Origin of the sequence: Kineococcus sp. GCM10028916, assembly GCF_042674865.1 — a bacterium.
Taxonomy (GTDB): domain Bacteria; phylum Actinomycetota; class Actinomycetes; order Actinomycetales; family Kineococcaceae; genus Kineococcus.
Genome location: NZ_JBHTFM010000006.1, coordinates 216797 through 233365 on the forward strand (window position 1 = coordinate 216797; position 16569 = coordinate 233365).

Genomic DNA, 16569 nt, shown 5'->3' on the forward strand with positions numbered 1-16569 from the left:
CGGTGCCCTCAGCCCACGCGGTGCGCGGCGATGCGGGCGAAGTCCTCCACGCGGAGCTGCTCGCCCCGCACGGACGGCTCGATCCCCGCCGCCCGCAGCGCCTCCTCGGCCAGCGCGGGCGATCCGGCCCAGCCGGCGAGCGCCGCGCGCAGCGTCTTGCGGCGCTGGGCGAAGGCGGCGTCGACGACGGCGAAGACCTCTTCGCGGGTGGCGGTCGTCTCCGGGGCGGGGCGCGCGGTGAAGGCGACGAGACCGGAGTCGACGCGGGGCACGGGCCAGAACACCGGCGGGGGGACGGACCCGGCGCGCCGGGCCTCGGCGTACCAGGCCGTCTTGACGCTGGGCACGCCGTACGTGCGGCTGCCGGGGGGTGCGACGAGCCGGTCGGCGACCTCGGACTGGACCATGACGAGACCGCTGCGCAGGCTCGGGAAGCGCGCGAGCATCGTCAGCAGGACGGGGACGGCGACGTTGTAGGGCAGGTTCGCGACGAGGGCGGTGGGCGCGGGGCCGGGCAGTTCCGCGACCTGGAGCGCGTCGGCGAGGACGACCTCGAACTCGGCGCCCGCGCGGCCGCGGGCCGCGACGGTGGCCGGGAGTTCGGCGGCGAGCACCGGGTCGATCTCGACGGCGACGACGCGGTCGACGGCCTCGAGCAGGGCGAGGGTCAGCGAACCGAGCCCCGGACCGACCTCCACGACGACGTCCTCGGGCCTCAGGTCCGCGACCCGCACGATCTTCCGGACGGTGTTGGCGTCGACGACGAAGTTCTGACCGAGGGTCTTCGTCGGACGGATGTCGAGCTTGTCGGCCAGGTCGCGAACGTCCCTGGCCGACAAGAGGGAACTCAGAGGTTCTTGCCGCACACGGGCCATTGTCCGGCACCGGCGCGCTGGTAGAGCAGCTTGGCGCGGTAGGTCTGCTCGCCGGCGGAGGCCTGGCTCGGCAGCCCGCTGCCGCCGACGGCCTTCCAGGTGGAGACGCTGAACTGGTAGAGGCCGTGGTACTTGCCGTTGCTGGAGACGATCGAGGGGTTCCCGCCCGACTCGCAGCGGGCCAGCGCGCCCCAGTTGAGGCCGTCGGCGCTGCCGCCCACGGACCCGCCCCCGCCCCCGCCCGAGGAGCTGGGGGCCGCGGCCGGCGCGGCGACCGGGACGGGCTTGGGCTTGGCCTTCGTCCCGACCTGGACGACCTCCTCGACGGGAGCGGCGTCGACGACCTCACCGATCACGTCGTGCTGGCTGCGGACGCCGTCGCGGAAGACGTCGGCGTAGCTGACGGTCTTGGACCCGTCGACGCCGGGCGTGACGACCTTCTTCTCGCCCGTGAAGAGGGTGTCGGTGTTCTCGGTGCGGCTGCCGTGGGCGATGGCCACGGTCTCGGTGCTGGCGGAGCGGTCGACGCGGACGACGGTGACGACCATGCCGGCGCTCAGCGCGTCGGCGCCGGCGTTGGACATCTCGTCGCCCGGGCGCATCGTGACGCCGGCCTCGGCGAGCAGGCCGTTGACGTCGGCAGCGGTGCTGGTGAGGTTCTTGGTCTGGCCGTCGGCGAGGACGGTCACGGCCTTGGGGGTGGTGACGTCGAGGGCGAGGCCCGCACGACCCAGCGGTTCGGAGCGGGAGGCGGAGAGCTTGGCCCCGTCGGCGCGAACGTCGAGGTCGGACAGCGCCGCGTCGACGGTCTGCGCGGTGGTCCAGTAGGTCTTGGTCTGACCGTCGACGGTGAGGGTCAGCTGGCGGCCGTAGCGGACCACGATGGTCTGGCCGTCGGAGACGTCGGTGGTCGCGGCGGGGGCGACGAGGTCGTGCTCCCCGACGGTGATGCCCTGCTTCTCGAGCACGTCGGCGACGGTGCCGCCGAAGGCGCTCGCCTGCGTCCGCTGTCCGTCGGCGTCGATGACGACGTCCTTGTCGAAGGCCGTGAAGGCCACGGTGCCACCGACCACGGCGGCGAGGCAGGTGCCTCCCGCGGCGATGCGCACGGTTCGGGAGGAGCGGCGGACCGCGGAGGCGAGGGGGAACGGCACGAGGGATCCTTCGACGATGTGCCCGGGCACGAGTTCCCGGACGCAGGCTCGCGCGGAGGGACCCCCGTCCCCACGTCGAACCGTTCGGTCCGGCCACCTCGATCCGGCCGACAGGAGCGGACCGTAACCGCTCCGAGACCTTCTCGACAAGTCCCCGTGACCGCTTGAGCCGCCGGAACCCCTTCGGCCCCTCACCAGGGGCCGTAGACCGCCTCCGTCGTGGCGGTGATCGCGGCGCACAGCTCGTCGAGGTCGCAGTCCAGCGTCGCGGCCATCGAGCGGACCGTCAGGGGCACCAGGTAGCCGGCGTTGGGCCGGCCGCGGTGGGGCGTCGGGGTCAGGTACGGGGCGTCGGTCTCGACCATGATCCTGTCCCGCGGAGCAGCCCGCAGGGCCTCCCGCAACGGGTCGGCGTTCTTGAACGTGACCGTCCCCGCGAACGACAGGTAGTACCCGGCGTCGCCGCAGACCCGCGCCATCGCGGCGTCCCCGGAGAAGCAGTGGAACACCGTCCTCTCCGGGGCCCCCTCCTCGCGCAGGACGCGCAGGACGTCGTCGTGGGCGTCGCGGTCGTGGATCTGCAGCGCGAGGCCGAGTTCCTTGGCGAGGCGGATGTGGGCGCGGAAGGACTCCTGCTGGACCTCGGCGCCCTCGGGGCCGGTGCGGAAGTGGTCCAGGCCCGTCTCGCCGATGACCCGGACGCGCGGGTGCGCGGCGAGGGTGCGGATCTCCTCGAGGGCGGCCTCGTACTGCCCCGCGGCCACGAGGTCGGGAATCTCGTTGGGGTGCAACGCGATCCCCCCGAGCAGCTCCGGGTGGCGGTCGAGGGCCGCGACCGTCCAGCGCGCGGCGGCGAGGTCGCAGCCGATCTGGACGCTGCGCGGCACCCCGGCCGCCGCCGCGGCGGACAACAGCACCGCGACGTCCTCGGGGGTCTCCGAGTCCAGGTGGGTGTGGTTGTCGACCACCGCGACGGCCAGCGGTTGCGGCGCGGGCGGGCGTTCGCCCCTCACTTCTGCAACCGGGCCAGTTCCTCCTCGACGACGGCCGCGACGTCGAGCTTGGTGAAGACCGGCGTCGGGGTGGCCACCGGCGTCCCGGGGACGACCGGGTGCGAGGCCCACTCCGGCAGCGTCTCCCCGCGGCGGTAGTCGCCCGTGAGGATCGGGTAGTCGCGGCCGTCGTCGAGGTCGGTGACCTCGCGCAGCTCCGGCATCGGCGAGACGGTGCCGGTGCCGCCGAAGGCCTCGTGCACCTTCTGCGCCGAGTGCGGCAGGAAGGGTGAGAGCAGCGTCCGGCAGTCGGAGACGGCCTGCGCCGTGACGTGCAGCACCGACTTCATCCGCTCGGGGTCGGAGTTCTTGATCTTCCAGGGTTCCTGCTCGGTGAGGTACTTGTTGACCTCGCCGACGACGCGCATGGCCTCGCCGATCCCGGCGCGCTGGCGGTGGTGGGAGATGAGGTCCCCGACCGTCCCGAACCCGCCACGGGTGGTGGTGAGCAGGTCGCGGTCGGCGTCGGTGAGCTCACCGGCGGCGGGGATCTCCCCCACGTTCTTGGCGATGAGGGACGCCGTCCGGTTGACCAGGTTGCCCCAGCCGGCGACGAGCTCGGAGTTCGTCCGGGTGGCGAACTCCTGCCAGGTGAAGTCGGAGTCGTTGTTCTCCGGGCCGGCCGCGGAGATGAAGTAGCGCAACGCGTCCGGCTGGTAGCGGGCCAGCACGTCGCGGACGTAGATGACGACCCCCCGGCTGGAGGAGAACTGCTTGCCCTCCATCGTGAGGAACTCGCTCGCCACGACCTCGGTCGGCAGGTTGAGGTTCCCGAACTTGCCCGGAGCCCCGCCCTTCGCCCCCCGCCCGTCGTAGGCCAGCAGCTCGGCCGGCCAGATCTGGGAGTGGAAGGTGATGTTGTCCTTGCCCATGAAGTAGTACGACTCCGCGGACGGGTCGGTCCACCAGGCCTTCCACGCGTCCGGGTCGCCGCTGCGCCGGGCCCACTCCACCGAGGCGGACAGGTAGCCGATGACGGCGTCGAACCACACGTAGAGCCGCTTGGCGGGGTTGTCCTCCCAGCCCTCGAGCGGGATCGGGATGCCCCAGTCGATGTCACGGGTCATGGCCCGGGGCTTCATGTCCGCGAGCAGGTTCTGCGAGAACTTCAGGACGTTGGGGCGCCAGCGCCCCGTGTCGGCGCGCGTCTGCAACCACGAGCCGAGGGCCTCGGCCAGCGCGGGCAGGTCGAGGTAGAAGTGCTCGGTCTCGATGAAGACGGGCGTCTCGCCGTTGATCCGGCTGCGCGGGTTCTTCAGCTCGATCGCGTCGAGCTGGTTGCCGCAGTTGTCGCACTGGTCGCCGCGGGCACCGTCGTAGCCGCAGATCGGGCAGGTGCCCTCGACGTAGCGGTCGGGCAGGGTGCGCCCCGTGGACGGGGAGATGGCCCCCATCCCCTTCCGCGCGACCATGTAGCCGTTCTGGTGGACCGTGCGGAACATCTCCTGCACGACGGAGTAGTGGTTCGCGGTCGTGGTCCGAGTGAACAGGTCGTAGGACAGGCCGAGGCCGTGCAGGTCCTCGGCGATGACGCGGTTGTAGCGGTCGGCGAGCTGCTGCGGGGTCACGCCCTCCTGCTCGGCCTGGACGAGGATCGGCGTCCCGTGCTCGTCGGTGCCCGACACCATGAGGACGTCGTGACCCGCCATCCGCATGTAGCGGCTGAACACGTCGGAGGGGACGCCGAAGCCGGCGACGTGGCCGATGTGCCGGGGCCCGTTGGCGTAGGGCCAGGCCACCGCGGAGAGGACGTGGGTCATGGTCAGGAGTCTAGGCGGGCGGGACGAGCCGGGCGGGCGACCTCTTCCGCGTCGGCAGGGCGAAGAGCCAGCCGGCCCCGACCCGCTGCGCCAGCGTCTGCGCCGCCAGGCAGCACCACGCGATCGCGAGGGTCAGCACGAGCGGGTACACCAGCACCAGCAGCAGCTGCGCCGGGTGCGGCAACGCCCCGAACAGGGGTTCGGTGACGGCGGCCAGCGGTCGCTGCACCACGATGAGGACGAGTCCGTGCAGGGCGTAGACCGGCAGGGTCCGTCGCCCCAGCCGCAGCAGCGGGGACGCCGCCCGCGGGAACCACGTGACGAACAGGACGGCCAGCAGCATCCCGGCGACCACGGCCCCGGCCCGGGTGGGGATCTCCAGCACCGCGGCCGGCACCCGCGGGAGGTCCAGGACCCGGACGGCGCCGAGCACCGCCACCAGGACGACGACGACCGCGACGAGGGCCACCGGCCGGGGACGTCGCGACAGCCGCCGGACCTGCTCGGGGAACCGCGCCCCGGCCAGGAACCAGACGAGGTTCTCCAGGACGGAGTGGGTGTCGCCCGCCCCGGGCAGGACACCCGAGAAGGAGGCGACGGCCAGCACCGCGGCCAGCGCGACGGGGACCGGCGCCGGCCACGACCGGGTGGCCCGCGCGAGCACGAAGTACACGGCGAGGGCGTAGAGGTACCAGAGTCCCGTCGAGGCGGTCAGCGCCGCGCCCGGCAGACCGGAGGCGTGCTCGGGGGCCATGAAGGTCGGGATCCCGACCGCGAGCGCGACCCCGAAGCCCACCAGCATCCACAGGACGTGCAGGTAGAAGTTCTGCACGACCCGGCCTCGGACCGACGCGCGCCAGGGCCGCGTCAGCGCCCGGGCGGCGAAGAACCCCGACACCGCGAAGAACAGCGGCATGCGCACGGGTCGCAGGACGACGTCGAGGAGGTCCCAGAGCGGTGGGGCGCCGGCCGCCGCGTACCAGCGCGACTCCTCCACGTGCAGGTACGTCACGTGCCCCAGGACGACCAGCAGGATGCAGACGGCCTTCGCGGCGTCGGGCCAGGCCACGCGCGGTGGCGGTGCAGCGACCAGGGACCTCACGGCCCGTTCCGCCGCGGCGTCGTACGCCACGATTCCCCCTCCACGACAGTTCGGTGGGCACACCGTATCGGCCGGTGGCGGGGCCGGGAACTCGCGTCACCCGTCGGCGCGCGCACTTCGTACAGGCGTCGTACGGTCAGCCGGTGAGCGAAACCCCCGACCCCACCCAGAACGCCGAGAAGGACCCCGAGACCTGGGTCACCGGCGACGAGCCCATGACCGGTCCGCAGAAGAGCTACCTGCAGACCCTGGCCCGCGAAGCCGGACGCGAGGTCCCCGAGGACCTCGACAAGGCCCGCGCCTCCGAGATGATCGACGAGCTGCAGCAGGAGACCGGCCGCGGGAACTCCTGAACGGCTAGCCTCGCGGACGTGGACAGCCGCCTGGTGAACGTGGTCGTGGACGCCCTCGATCCCGGCCACCTCTCCCGCTGGTGGGCGCAGGCCCTCTCGTGGCGCGTCGGGTACTCCGACGCGGACGAGATCGACGTCGTCCCACCGGCGGGTGAACCCGGGCTGGAACTCGTGTTCCTGCACGTGCAGGACGAGAAGGTCGGCCCCAACCGCGTGCACCTCGACCTGGACACCTCCTCGACCGCCGAGCAGCGGGAGACCGTGGAGTTCCTGCTCGACCTCGGAGCCCGTCGCGCGGACGTGGGCCAGGGGGAGGCGCCCTGGGTGGTCCTGTCCGACCCCGAGGGGAACGAGTTCTGCGTCCTCGACCCGAGACCGGAGTACGACGGGACCGGCACCGTCGCCGCCGTCGTCTGCCAGGCCCGCGACCCGCGGGGCCTCGCCGACTTCTGGGCCCCCGTCGCCGGTTTCGGCGTGGTCCGTTCCAGCCCGCAGGTGTCCGCGCTGCGGGCCGGGAACCGCGGCCCGTTCCTGGAGTTCGTCTCCTCCCCCACCCCGCACACGGTGAAGAACCGCTGGCACCTCGACGTCCGCGCCACCCGGACCGGCCCCGGCCGGGAACGCGTCATCGCCGACGCCCTCGCGGCCGGGGCCCGCCACGCCGACGTCGGTCAGGGCGACGGTGCGGGCTGGACCGTCCTGGCCGATCCCGAGGGCAACGAGTTCTGCGTCCTGAGCGGCACCGTCGACTAGGGGATCAGCAGGAGCTTGCCCGTGGTGCGCCGCGCTTCGAGGTCCTCGTGGGCCCGGCGGGCGTCGGCCAGGGGGTAGGTGTGCCCGATCCGCACGTCGAGGTCCCCGGCCGCGATCCAGCCGAAGACCTCCTCGGTCCGCGACACCAGCTCCGCCCGGTCCCGGGTGTGGGAACCCAGCGTCGGACGGGTCAGGAACAGCGATCCCCCGGTGTTGAGCCGTTGGACGTCGAAGGGCGGGACCTGACCGCTCGAACCACCGAAGAGCACCATCAACCCCCTGGGGCGCAAGGCGTCCAGGCTCGCGTCGAAGGTGTCCTTGCCCACGCTGTCGTAGACGACGTCGACCCCGCGCCCGCCGGTCAGTTCGCGGGCCCGCGCGCTCGCCCCGTCGTAGCCGACGACGTCGTCCGCGCCCGCCGCGCGCGACAACTCGGCCTTCTCCGGCGTCGACACCGTGGTGAGGACCTTCGCCCCGCGCAGCTTCAGCATCTGCGTCAGCAGCAACCCCACCCCGCCGGCCCCGGCGTGCAGCAACGCCCAGGTGCCCTCGGTGACGGCGAAGGTGTCGGTGCAGAGGTAGTGCGCGGTCAGGCCCTGGAGCATCACCGCGGCCGCCGTGGTGGCCTCGACCCCCTCGGGCACCGGGACGAGTTCCTCCTGGGCCACCAGGACCTGTTCCGCGTAGCTCCCGGGCGCCTCCTTCCAGGCGACGAGCTGCCCGACGGTGAACCCCTCGACCCCCGGGCCGAGCCGGGCCACCCGCCCCGCGCCCTCACTGCCGAGCACCGTCGGCAGCTGCAGCGGGTACACCCCGCTCCGGCGGTAGGTGTCGATGAAGTTCACACCGGCCGCTTCCACGTCGACGAGGACCTGGCCGGACCCGGGTTCCGGGGTGGTCAGCTCGGTGACGGTGAGGACCTCGGGTCCCCCGGTCCGTTCGATCTGCACGGCTCGCACGGGCCGATGCTGCCACCCCGCCCCGGTGGCGGCGCGGCCGGTGTCAGCCGCCGGAACTCTCCCGGACCACGAGCCGGCCGGTCACCGTGAGCAGCCGTTCCGGGCCGTCGTGCCCGGCGAGGCGGTCGGCCAGCAGGCCCATGGCCAGGTCGGCCATCTCGGAGCGGTCCAGCGTGATCGTGGTCAGGGTGGGCGCGCTGTAGCGGGACTGCTCGACGTCGTCGACCCCCATGACGGCGACGTCCTGCGGCACCCGCAGCCCCAGCCCGCGCAGCGCGTGCATCGCCCCGAAGGCGAGCAGGTCGTTGGCCGCGAAGATCGCGTCGACGTCGGGGCGGGCGGCCATCAGCGCCAGGGTCCCCTCGTAGCCGTACACGCGGTCCCACTCGGGCAGCGGCCACAGCAGCGAGGGGTCGAACTTCAGCTTCGCCCGGCGCAAGGCCCTGCGGTAGCCCTCGATGCGCTGGGCCACCACCGGTGGCCGCGTCGACGTCTGGAGCTTGTCCCCGAGGAAGGCGATGGTGTGGCGGCCGACCTCGGTCAGGTGGCGGACGGCGATGTCCCCCAGGTCGACGGAGTCGATGGTGACGCGGTCGTAGCCCGACCCCTCGCCGTGCTCGCCGATCAGGACGGCCGGCGTCGAGTCGCGGCGCTGCGCCAGCTCCCCCCCGGGCATGGTCAGCGGGACGAAGACCAGGCCGTCGACCAGGCGCACGGGGAAGCCGTTGGCGACCTCGCGCTCGCGTTCGAGGTCGCCGTCGGTCTGCTCCACGAGCAGCGTGATCCCGCGGGCCCGGGCCGCGGTCACCAGGGCGGAGGTCAGCTCGCCGTAGTAGGGGCTCGTCACGTTGGGCAGCGCGAGCGCGACGAGTCCCGTCCGGCCCTGCCGCAGTTGACGCCCGATCCCGTTGGGGCGGTAGTCGAGCCGCTCGATGACGACCTTGACGCGCTCGCGCATCTCCGGCCGCACGTGCGGGTGGTCGTTGACGACGTTGGACACCGTCTTGATGGACACGCCGGCCGCCTCGGCCACGTCCCGCAGCGTCGTGGGTCGCGAACCGTTTCGGGGAGGCACCGGCGCATTCTTGCACCGAGCACCTTGACGGCGCTGCAGCTTTCGCGTTGACTGCCTTCCAACGTTGCAATCGCGCTGACCGACCCTTCACACCGCCGTGGCCATCACACAGTCGTGACCGTCAAAACAGGAGACCAACCGTGCGCACCGCTCGTCTCGCCCTCGACCCCGCCTTCACCGTGGGTCCCGTCCCGCGCAGGCTGTTCGGCTCGTTCGTCGAGCACATGGGCCGCTGCGTCTACACCGGCATCTTCGAACCCGACCACCCGAGCGCGGACGAGGACGGCCTGCGGACCGACGTGCTCGAACTCACCAAGGAGATCGGCCCGACCGTCGTCCGCTACCCCGGCGGGAACTTCGTCTCCGGTTTCGACTGGGAGGACTCCGTCGGCCCCCGCGAGGACCGCCCGCGCCGCATCGACCGCGCCTGGCGTTCCGTCGAGACCAACCAGTTCGGTCTCGCGGAGTTCGACGCCTGGGCCCGCAAGGTCGAGACCGAGACGATGATGGCGGTGAACCTCGGCACCCGCGGGCTGCAGGAGGCCTGCGACCTGCTGGAGTACGCGAACCTGAACTCCGGGACGAAGTTCGCGGACCTGCGCAAGGCGCACGGCAGCAAGGACCCGTTCGACATCAAGCTCTGGTGCCTCGGCAACGAGCTCGACGGCCCCTGGCAGACCGGCCACAAGACGGCCGCGGAGTACGGCCGGCTCGCCGCCGAGACCGGCATGGCGATGCGCTCGATCGACCCCGACATCGAACTCGTCGCGGTGGGTTCCTCCAGCCGCGCGATGCCGACGTTCGGCGAGTGGGAGCAGACCGTCCTGGAACTCTCCTACCACGCGGTCGACTACGTCTCGCTGCACGCCTACTACCAGGAGCACGACGGCGACGCCGCCAGCTTCCTGGCCTCCGCGGTCGACATGGACCTCTTCATCGACCAGGTCGTCGCGACGGCGGACGCGGTGCGCGCCAAGGGCAAGCACTCCAAGCGCATCAACCTGAGCTTCGACGAGTGGAACGTCTGGTACCAGTCGAAGCCCCACCACGCCGAGGGTGTCGAACCCTGGGACGTCGCCCCGCGCGTCATCGAGGACGAGTACTCGATCACCGACGCCGTCGTCGTCGGAACCCTGCTGAACTCCCTGCTCCGCCACTCCGACCGCGTGCACATCGGCGCGCAGGCGCAGCTCGTGAACGTCATCGGCCTGCTGCGCAGCGAACCCGGCAAGGAGGCGTGGAAGCAGTCCATCGCCCACCCCTTCGAGCAGATGCGCCGCCTCGCGACGGGCGACGTCCTGCAGGTCGTCACGACCAGCGAGAAGTACGAGACGGACCAGTTCGGCGACGTCGACGTCGTGGACGCCGCGGCGACCTACGACGACGAGTTCCTCACGCTGTTCCTGGCCAACCGCGACCAGACCGAACCGGCCTCGGTCGAGGTCCCGCTGCGGGGGTTCGACGTGGACCGCCTCGTGTCGGCGAAGGTCCTCGCAGCCACCGAGGGGCAGGACCGCCACACCACCAACCTCGAGGGCGACCACCAGGCCGTCGGTCTGCGCACCCTCGAGGAGGTCACCGTGACCGCCGAGCAGGCGACGATCGTGCTGCCCCCGCTGTCCTGGGCCGTCGTCCAGCTCCGCAAGGGCTGACCTACAGCTCGTCCAACCGCAGGCGCAGCAGTTCGGCGAGTTCCACGGACTCGCCGTCGCGTGCGCCGCGACCGACCTGCAAGGGCGGTTCCGAGGGGCCGATCACGACCCCCCGGAACCGCCCGGCCAGGCTCGGCGCCACGTCGAGGACGTAGTACTCCCCCGCCGGCCCGACCCCGAGCGAACCGTTGGCGCGCAGGTACCACCCCACGAGGTCGGTCCGGTACCGCGCCGAGCCGGCGCGGGCCCGCAGCGCCTCCGGTGCGATCCCCCGGCGGCGCAGTTCGCCGACGAAGTCGCGCAGCAGTTCCTGCGCCCGGACGGTCTCGGCCGCCCGGGCGCGCTCCCACCACTCCGCCGTCACCCGGCCACTACAGCAGCAGGTCCGCGGGCCGGCCAACGGGGCGCCAGAGCGGGACCTCGCCCTCAGCGCTGGAGACCGGGACCAGCCCCGGCATCCGGTCCGCCGCGACGAGCGGCCCGAAGTCGAGCCGGGTGAGGTCAGTGACGTCCGCGACGGGGACCTGGAACATCCGGAACCCGCCCAGTTCGGGGACCTCCCGGGAACGCGGCGACCCGACGATCTCCTCCACCAGCGGGGTCTGGTCGAGGACGAAACCGGCGCTGGCGAGCACCGACACCTCCTCGGAGGGGTCGAGGTCGAGGGGTTGCGGCAGCAGGTACGCCGCGATCTTGTAGAAGCGGCGCGGGATCCGCACGCCGCGGTACTCGGGGTCGTCGTCCGCGAACACCGGTCCGCTCACCACGACGAGGCGCTGGTCCCACTGCCTGGCGTAGGCCAGGACGTGGTCCTCCAGCCCGAGCCACAGCTCCAGCGACTGGTTGAACGTCGAGGCCTGCGGGGCCGCGTTGGCGTAGGAGAACGTGTCGGCGTTGGCCCGCACCGCCTCCGCCCCCCAGCCGGGGTCGCGGCGGCGCACCAGGTGTCCGCGGTCGAAGTCGTTGCGCGCGTAGAGCTCGGCGCCCGCCTGGTCGTCGGGGCCCAGCCGCGGGTCGAGGAACCACTGGTCCCCCGACCGTTCGACGTCCACCAGGGAGGCGCCGTCGACGGCGACGACCGTCGCGGCGGCGAGGCGCCGGTCCGGCCGCTGCACGATGGAGAAGTGCGTGTACGGCAGGACGACGACCTCGGCCCCGTCGAGGGGTTCGGGCATCGGGATCAGCGGACCCGGCGCCAGGAACCGGGGGTCGAACCCCGCCCGGCCGAGAAGTTGCAGTCCCTGCGCCGTCTGCGTCTCGCTCATCCTCCGAGGGTGCACCCGACCTCCGACACGAGGGCCGTCCTGCGGGTGACGGGAGGGTGTCAGCTCAACGCACGGTCCGCGAACACGTCCGCCGCCCGGGCCAGGAAGTCGGCCGTGCCCGGTCCGGCGGCGTCGTAGACGGCGCGGAACCGCCCGTCCTCGACGTACATCCGCACCAACCCGCGGTACGCGGCCGCGTCGGGGGTCCAGAACACCGAGACCCAGGCGTGGTGGCGCCGCACGAGGTCCTGGACGGCCGGGGCGCCCGGGTCCTCCCCCACGGCGGCGGCCAGGCCGGCGGCGATCGCCTCGTGCTCGCGCTGGTGCTCCGCGCGGCCCTGCGCCCCGAGCTGGGACCACGTCCGGCCGGCGTCGTCGTGGGCGAGGCGCCCCCAGCGCTCGACGACCTCCTCCTCGTACCGTCCTGCGTCGAAACCGTCGAACATCCGAGTCACCTCGATCTCCTCCCCGTCGGCACCTTGGGACAACGTGGTGCGCACGCTCGCGGCGAGCCGGGCGATCCGGTCCGCCTGCTCCTCCAGCAGGGCGAGGTGCGTCCGCAGGGCGGCGACCTCGTCGACCCGGGCCTCGAGGACGTCGGCGATGGCCGCCAGGCCCAGACCCAGCTCGCGCAGCAGCAGGATCCGCTGCAACCGGCGCAGGGCGACGGCGTCGTAGTAGCGGTAGCCGTTGGCCCCGGTGCGGCTGGGGGTCAGCAGTCCGACGTCGTCGTAGTGGCGCAGGGTCCGAGCCGTCGCCCCCGTGGCCGTGGCGACCTCGTGGATCGTCCACTCCCGTGTTCTCGCGTGCACGGGACGACGGTAGGAGTTGACGCCACGACAACTGCAAGCCCGGGACTCAAGGGATCGCCGTCTCGTGACGACACGAACGCTCAGTGGACAGGAACGTCCAGGGCCGACGGAGGAGGATTTCTCGTGCGTGTCACGCGGGCTGTCGTGCTGCTCCCGGTCCCTGCGGGCGACCTGCCCGCGCTGGACGCCTGCCTGGAGCACCTGGCGGCCGCGGCCGACGAGGCCTCCGCGGCCGGCATCCCCACGACCCTGGTGCTCGCGACGTGCTGCGACGCCGGCACCTTGGCCCCCGTCCTCGGCGACTGGGGCCCGTTGGTCGACCTGCTGGACGACGTGGAGCTGACCGTCGACCACCACCCCGGCGACACGCGCTCCCGCGGGGAACTGCGCGAGCTGACGGCCCGCACCCTGGCCGCCCTCGTCGTGGACCCGGCAGAGGTCGTCGTCCTGACCACCACCTGCGACGTCGGCGTGAGCGTCGGGTGGATCACCGAGCACGTCCGTCACCACCGGGCGGGCGCGAAGGCCAGCACCGGTCCGGTCCGCGGGTCCGAGGGTCCGCACGAACCGGGCGCCAACCTCGCCGTCCGGGCGGACCTGCTGCCCACCGGCGCGCTCGCGCCCGACGGCTGGCGGCAGGTCCACCTCGTCCACGCGGTGACCCCCGTCGTGGCGACCCCGCAGGTCATCCTCCGGGCGTTTCCCTGAGGTCCTCGGCGAGGATCCCCAGCAGTTCCCGGCGTGCCTTCTCCAGCACGTCGCCGGCCCGCTGGAGGTCACCGGGGCGACCGGACATCGCGATCTGCTGGTAGGTCATCGCGATCGAGCCGAGCTGCCTGCGCACCTGGTGCGCGCGCTCCCGGTCGGGTCCGCCGTCGAGGTTCTCCCACGGCGGCGGGGTCTCGGAGTACTCCTGCTCGACGTAGGCGCGACCCTCGTCGGTCAGGGTGAACTGCTTGGCGTCCGCGGGGTCCGCCGCGACGAGCCCCTCGTCCTGCAACTGCTGCAGGATCGGGTAGACCGACCCCGGGCTCGGCTTCCACTCGCCGTCGCTGCGGCGGGTGACCTCCCCGATGATCCGGTAGCCGTTGCTCGGCCCTTCGGCCAGGAGCACGAGCACCGCGGCGCGCACGTCACCGCGGGGGCGACGGCCACCACCCCGGCCGAACCCCCCGAAACCGCGTCCGGGGCCCCGTCCCTCGAACATCTCGCCGAACGCGGCGAACCCGGGGCCGAAACCCCGTCCGGGTCCACCGAACGGGCCGCCGCCGCCGGGGTGGTGCCCCCGGCCGTCGTGGCGACCTTCCCACGCGCCGCCCCACGGGCCGGCGAATCGGTTGCCTCTCATGTCTGCACCTCCGGGTCATCGCGCAGCCTCGTGCTGTCGCGATGCCTCAACGATATATCGCTATGGCTCAGAAGTGAAGGGGTGAGCGGTCAGGAGTTCGCCGGCCGGATCTGCAGGGGTCCTCCTGCCGGTCGCCACCTCTCCTCGATCCCACTCAGGAACCTGCGCAGCGAAGCGGGGTCCAGGTCCAGGAACGTGCAGCGCCCCTCCCGGCGCAGCACGACGAGCCCGACCCCTTCGAGGACCGCGAGGTGCTGCGAGACGGCCTGGCGGGTCGAGCCCGACCCGTGCCGCTCGATCAACCGGGCCCGCAGCCCGGAGAGCGTCTGACCACCGGCCTCCGTCAGCTCGTCGAGGATCGCGCGCCGGGTGGGATCCGCCAGCGCCTTGAACACGTCGTCCACACCTCCTAGCATTGGCAAGTACGCACTTGCCTGTCAAGGGAGCGACGACGGTGCTAGCGTGTGAGCAAGCGCTTTCCAGTGACGGGAGGACGACCGGTGAGCAGGTTCGACGTCGAACCCTGGGGTTTCCGCCGCGAGGCGACCGCGGCCGAGCGGGAGGAGCAGCAGGCCTTCCACGACGAGCACCCGAAGTGGTCGCTCGGCGTCGACGCGTTCGTCAGCCGGCTGGCCGCCGTCGAGACCGACTCCCTGGTCCTGGGTGACCGTTCCTACGTCGCGGCGAACGCCTACCTCAGCCACGACGTCCGCTTCGGCGCCGACTGCACCGTGAACGTCTTCACCGTGGTCCGCGGCGACGTGCGCTGCGGGGACGGTGTCCGGATCGGGGCCCACACGTCGATCCTCGGGTTCAACCACGGCATCGAACCCGGGACGCCGGTGTTCCGGCAACCGTTGAGTTCGCGCGGGATCGTCATCGGCGACGACGTGTGGATCGGCTCCAACGTCGTCGTGCTCGACGGCGTCCACGTCGGGGACCACGCCGTCCTCGCCGCGGGCGCGGTCGTGACCCGGGACGTCCCCGCCGGAGCGATCGTCGGCGGGAACCCGGCCCGCCGGATCCGCTGGCGGGTTCCGCCGGCCGGGGCGAGCGACGACCTGGCGACCGCGCTGGGGCAGTTCGAGGAACGGGCCAGGTCCCAGGCCGGCGACGTCCTGGCGAGGTGCTGGAACCCGTCGCTGCCCGGTGGCCAGTTCACCGACTCCCCCGGCGCCGGCCCCACCGTCCGCGCCCAGGCCGACGCCCTCGAGATCGCCGCCTACCTGCTCGACGACGCCCCGCCGCAACTCCCCCGCGACGAGCAGTTGGCCCGGCTCACGGCGCTCCAGGACCCGGAGACGGGGTTGGTGCCGTTGTTCGGCGCCGACGGCCTCCCCGTCCCGGGAACCCCGGACCCCAGCGACGGCAACGTGCTCTACCACGCACTCTCCGTGGGCTACGCCCTCGACGTGTTCGGCGAGGAGTTCCCGCACCCGATCGGGTACTTCGCCCGGATGACCGCACCAGAACTCCTGGAGAACCTCGACGGCCTCCCGTGGAACGGCCGGGCGTGGGGATCCGGGGCCTGGGTCGACGCGGCGGGGACCGCGTTCCGCTGGAACCTGGCGCGCGGGGAGCGCGGGGTCCCCGGAACCCTGGAGGCGCTCTTCGGGTGGCTCACGACGCGCGCCGCGCCCGGTACCGGGATGTGGGGAACGCCCGCCCCGGGCGAGGGGGTGCTGCAGGTCGTCAACGGTTTCTACCGCGCGAGCCGTGGGACCTTCGCCCAGTTCGGGGTTCCGCTCCCCCACCCCGAACGCGTCGTCGACACCGTCCTGACCCACCTCGCCGACCAGAAGCTGTTCGCCCCCGAACGCCGCAACGCCTGCAACGTCCTCGACGTGGCGCACCCCCTCTGGCTCGCGGGCAAGCAGACCCACCACCGCCGCGAGGAGGTGGTCACGGCGGCCCGGGGGCTGCTCGCCGACGCGTTGCGCACCTGGCAGGACGGCAGGGGTTTCTCGTTCATGGTCGGCCGCGAACCGGGCCTGCAGGGGACCGAGATGTGGCTGGCCATCGTGTGGTTGCTGGCCGACCTCGCCGGCTGTTCCGACGTCCTGCGCTACCGCCCCCGCGGCGTGCACCGCCCCGAAGCGGCGATCACCGTCCTCCCACGCTGAACCCGGCCCTCGAGGGGAACGTTCCGCGGCTCGCAAAGCTCACGGGAGCCGCGGAACGTTCCCCTCCCCGGCGGTAGCCTGACGACATGCCCTCCCCCAGCGGACGCCGCCGTCTGCCTCTCTGGGTCTGGGCGGTCCTCGCGTTCGTCGCGTACTACGCCTTCGCCGCCTTCGCCGGCTACTACCGCTGGCCGTGGTGGGTGCGGGGCGTCGGGCTCGCGGCGTGCATCGCCGGGTTCGCCCTCCTCGCCCGGCACCGCCGGAGCCGTTCGGACTGACCCGGGGA

At 72.6% G+C, this 16569-nt stretch carries 17 protein-coding genes and 1 pseudogene; 6 read left to right on the plus strand and 12 right to left on the minus strand.

What is annotated here, in order from left to right; all coding sequences use genetic code 11:
- Window positions 1-8 precede the first annotated feature (8 nt).
- The 5 genes from rsmA to ACFQ46_RS08225 all read right to left on the minus strand — a co-directional run bounded on the left by rsmA (window position 9) and on the right by ACFQ46_RS08225 (window position 5973).
- Window positions 9-875 (minus strand): 16S rRNA (adenine(1518)-N(6)/adenine(1519)-N(6))-dimethyltransferase RsmA, encoded by an 867-nt coding sequence (rsmA, locus tag ACFQ46_RS08205; protein ID WP_380258952.1) that lies wholly within the window; start codon window positions 873-875, stop codon window positions 9-11.
- A complete protein-coding gene (locus tag ACFQ46_RS08210) occupies window positions 848-2029 on the minus strand; it encodes a ubiquitin-like domain-containing protein (RefSeq protein WP_380258954.1) in 1182 nt (393 codons plus the stop codon). The genes rsmA and ACFQ46_RS08210 overlap by 28 nt, the downstream gene beginning before the upstream one ends.
- A gap of 191 nt (window positions 2030-2220) precedes the next feature.
- The gene (locus tag ACFQ46_RS08215; protein WP_380258956.1) at window positions 2221-3042 is read right to left on the minus strand and encodes a TatD family hydrolase; all 822 of its coding nucleotides are present in this window, start codon (window positions 3040-3042) and stop codon (window positions 2221-2223) included.
- Entirely contained in the window at window positions 3039-4841 is a 1803-nt protein-coding gene (metG, locus tag ACFQ46_RS08220) for a methionine--tRNA ligase (RefSeq protein WP_380258958.1), read from the minus strand. The genes ACFQ46_RS08215 and metG overlap by 4 nt, the downstream gene beginning before the upstream one ends.
- A gap of 10 nt (window positions 4842-4851) precedes the next feature.
- Window positions 4852-5973 (minus strand): acyltransferase family protein, encoded by a 1122-nt coding sequence (locus ACFQ46_RS08225; RefSeq protein ID WP_380258960.1) that lies wholly within the window; start codon window positions 5971-5973, stop codon window positions 4852-4854.
- 113 nt (window positions 5974-6086) lie between these two features.
- Between ACFQ46_RS08225 and ACFQ46_RS08230 the strand changes: the two genes are divergently transcribed.
- Both ACFQ46_RS08230 and ACFQ46_RS08235 read left to right on the plus strand, forming a co-directional pair.
- A complete protein-coding gene (locus ACFQ46_RS08230; protein ID WP_328292512.1) occupies window positions 6087-6296 on the plus strand; it encodes a DUF3072 domain-containing protein in 210 nt (69 codons plus the stop codon).
- A gap of 18 nt (window positions 6297-6314) precedes the next feature.
- Window positions 6315-7049: a VOC family protein gene (locus ACFQ46_RS08235; protein ID WP_380258962.1), complete on the plus strand. Its 735-nt coding sequence runs from the start codon at window positions 6315-6317 to the stop codon at window positions 7047-7049.
- Here the strand turns inward: ACFQ46_RS08235 and ACFQ46_RS08240 are convergent.
- On the minus strand, window positions 7046-8008 hold the full coding sequence (locus ACFQ46_RS08240) for a quinone oxidoreductase family protein (RefSeq protein ID WP_380258964.1): 963 nt from the start codon (window positions 8006-8008) through the stop codon (window positions 7046-7048). The genes ACFQ46_RS08235 and ACFQ46_RS08240 overlap by 4 nt on opposite strands.
- A 43-nt stretch (window positions 8009-8051) precedes the next feature.
- Complete coding sequence (locus ACFQ46_RS08245) at window positions 8052-9083, minus strand: LacI family DNA-binding transcriptional regulator (protein WP_380258966.1); 1032 nt, start codon at window positions 9081-9083, stop codon at window positions 8052-8054.
- Window positions 9084-9223: 140 nt separating this feature from the next.
- On the opposite strand from ACFQ46_RS08245, the gene ACFQ46_RS08250 reads away from it, so the two are divergent.
- Window positions 9224-10735, plus strand: a complete 1512-nt coding sequence (locus ACFQ46_RS08250) for an alpha-N-arabinofuranosidase (RefSeq protein WP_380258968.1) — start codon at window positions 9224-9226, stop codon at window positions 10733-10735.
- Between the two features lies 1 nt (window position 10736).
- Here the strand turns inward: ACFQ46_RS08250 and ACFQ46_RS08255 are convergent, their stop codons facing one another.
- The 3 genes from ACFQ46_RS08255 to ACFQ46_RS08265 are packed head-to-tail and all read right to left on the minus strand — an operon-like array spanning window position 10737 to window position 12812.
- Window positions 10737-11099, minus strand: a complete 363-nt coding sequence (locus tag ACFQ46_RS08255; protein WP_380258970.1) for a hypothetical protein — start codon at window positions 11097-11099, stop codon at window positions 10737-10739.
- Window positions 11100-11106: 7 nt separating this feature from the next.
- A complete protein-coding gene (locus ACFQ46_RS08260) occupies window positions 11107-12000 on the minus strand; it encodes a DNA/RNA non-specific endonuclease (RefSeq protein WP_380258972.1) in 894 nt (297 codons plus the stop codon).
- A gap of 59 nt (window positions 12001-12059) precedes the next feature.
- Window positions 12060-12812, minus strand: a complete 753-nt coding sequence (locus ACFQ46_RS08265) for a TipAS antibiotic-recognition domain-containing protein (protein WP_380258974.1) — start codon at window positions 12810-12812, stop codon at window positions 12060-12062.
- Window positions 12813-12935: 123 nt separating this feature from the next.
- Here ACFQ46_RS08265 and ACFQ46_RS08270 point away from each other — a divergent pair, with 123 nt between their 5' ends.
- Window positions 12936-13520, plus strand: a complete 585-nt coding sequence (locus ACFQ46_RS08270) for a hypothetical protein (RefSeq protein WP_380258976.1) — start codon at window positions 12936-12938, stop codon at window positions 13518-13520.
- On the opposite strand, the gene ACFQ46_RS08275 is transcribed toward ACFQ46_RS08270, so the two are convergent.
- On the minus strand, window positions 13498-14160 hold the full coding sequence (locus tag ACFQ46_RS08275; protein ID WP_380258978.1) for a PadR family transcriptional regulator: 663 nt from the start codon (window positions 14158-14160) through the stop codon (window positions 13498-13500). The genes ACFQ46_RS08270 and ACFQ46_RS08275 overlap by 23 nt on opposite strands.
- Before the next feature lie 89 nt (window positions 14161-14249).
- A complete protein-coding gene (locus tag ACFQ46_RS08280) occupies window positions 14250-14576 on the minus strand; it encodes an ArsR/SmtB family transcription factor (protein WP_380259232.1) in 327 nt (108 codons plus the stop codon).
- A gap of 459 nt (window positions 14577-15035) precedes the next feature.
- Between ACFQ46_RS08280 and ACFQ46_RS08285 the strand changes: the two are divergent.
- Together ACFQ46_RS08285 and ACFQ46_RS08290 are read left to right on the plus strand one after the other, a co-directional pair.
- Window positions 15036-15194: pseudogene (locus ACFQ46_RS08285) on the plus strand (DapH/DapD/GlmU-related protein); the annotation flags it as partial.
- 1175 nt (window positions 15195-16369) lie between these two features.
- A complete protein-coding gene (locus ACFQ46_RS08290) occupies window positions 16370-16561 on the plus strand; it encodes a hypothetical protein (protein WP_380258980.1) in 192 nt (63 codons plus the stop codon).
- Window positions 16562-16569: the final 8 nt, after the last annotated feature.

What these genes read in the sequence shown, in the direction of transcription:
- rsmA (WP_380258952.1), bottom strand. Translation starts at nt 875, where the DNA reads ATGGCCCGTGTGCGGCAAGAACCTCTGAGTTCCCTCTTGTCGGCCAGG.
- ACFQ46_RS08280 (WP_380259232.1), bottom strand. Translation starts at nt 14,576, where the DNA reads ATGCTAGGAGGTGTGGACGACGTGTTCAAGGCGCTGGCGGATCCCACC.
- ACFQ46_RS08260 (WP_380258972.1), bottom strand. Translation starts at nt 12,000, where the DNA reads ATGAGCGAGACGCAGACGGCGCAGGGACTGCAACTTCTCGGCCGGGCG.
- metG (WP_380258958.1), bottom strand. Translation starts at nt 4,841, where the DNA reads ATGACCCACGTCCTCTCCGCGGTGGCCTGGCCCTACGCCAACGGGCCC.
- ACFQ46_RS08290 (WP_380258980.1), top strand. Translation starts at nt 16,370, where the DNA reads ATGCCCTCCCCCAGCGGACGCCGCCGTCTGCCTCTCTGGGTCTGGGCG.
- ACFQ46_RS08275 (WP_380258978.1), bottom strand. Translation starts at nt 14,160, where the DNA reads ATGAGAGGCAACCGATTCGCCGGCCCGTGGGGCGGCGCGTGGGAAGGT.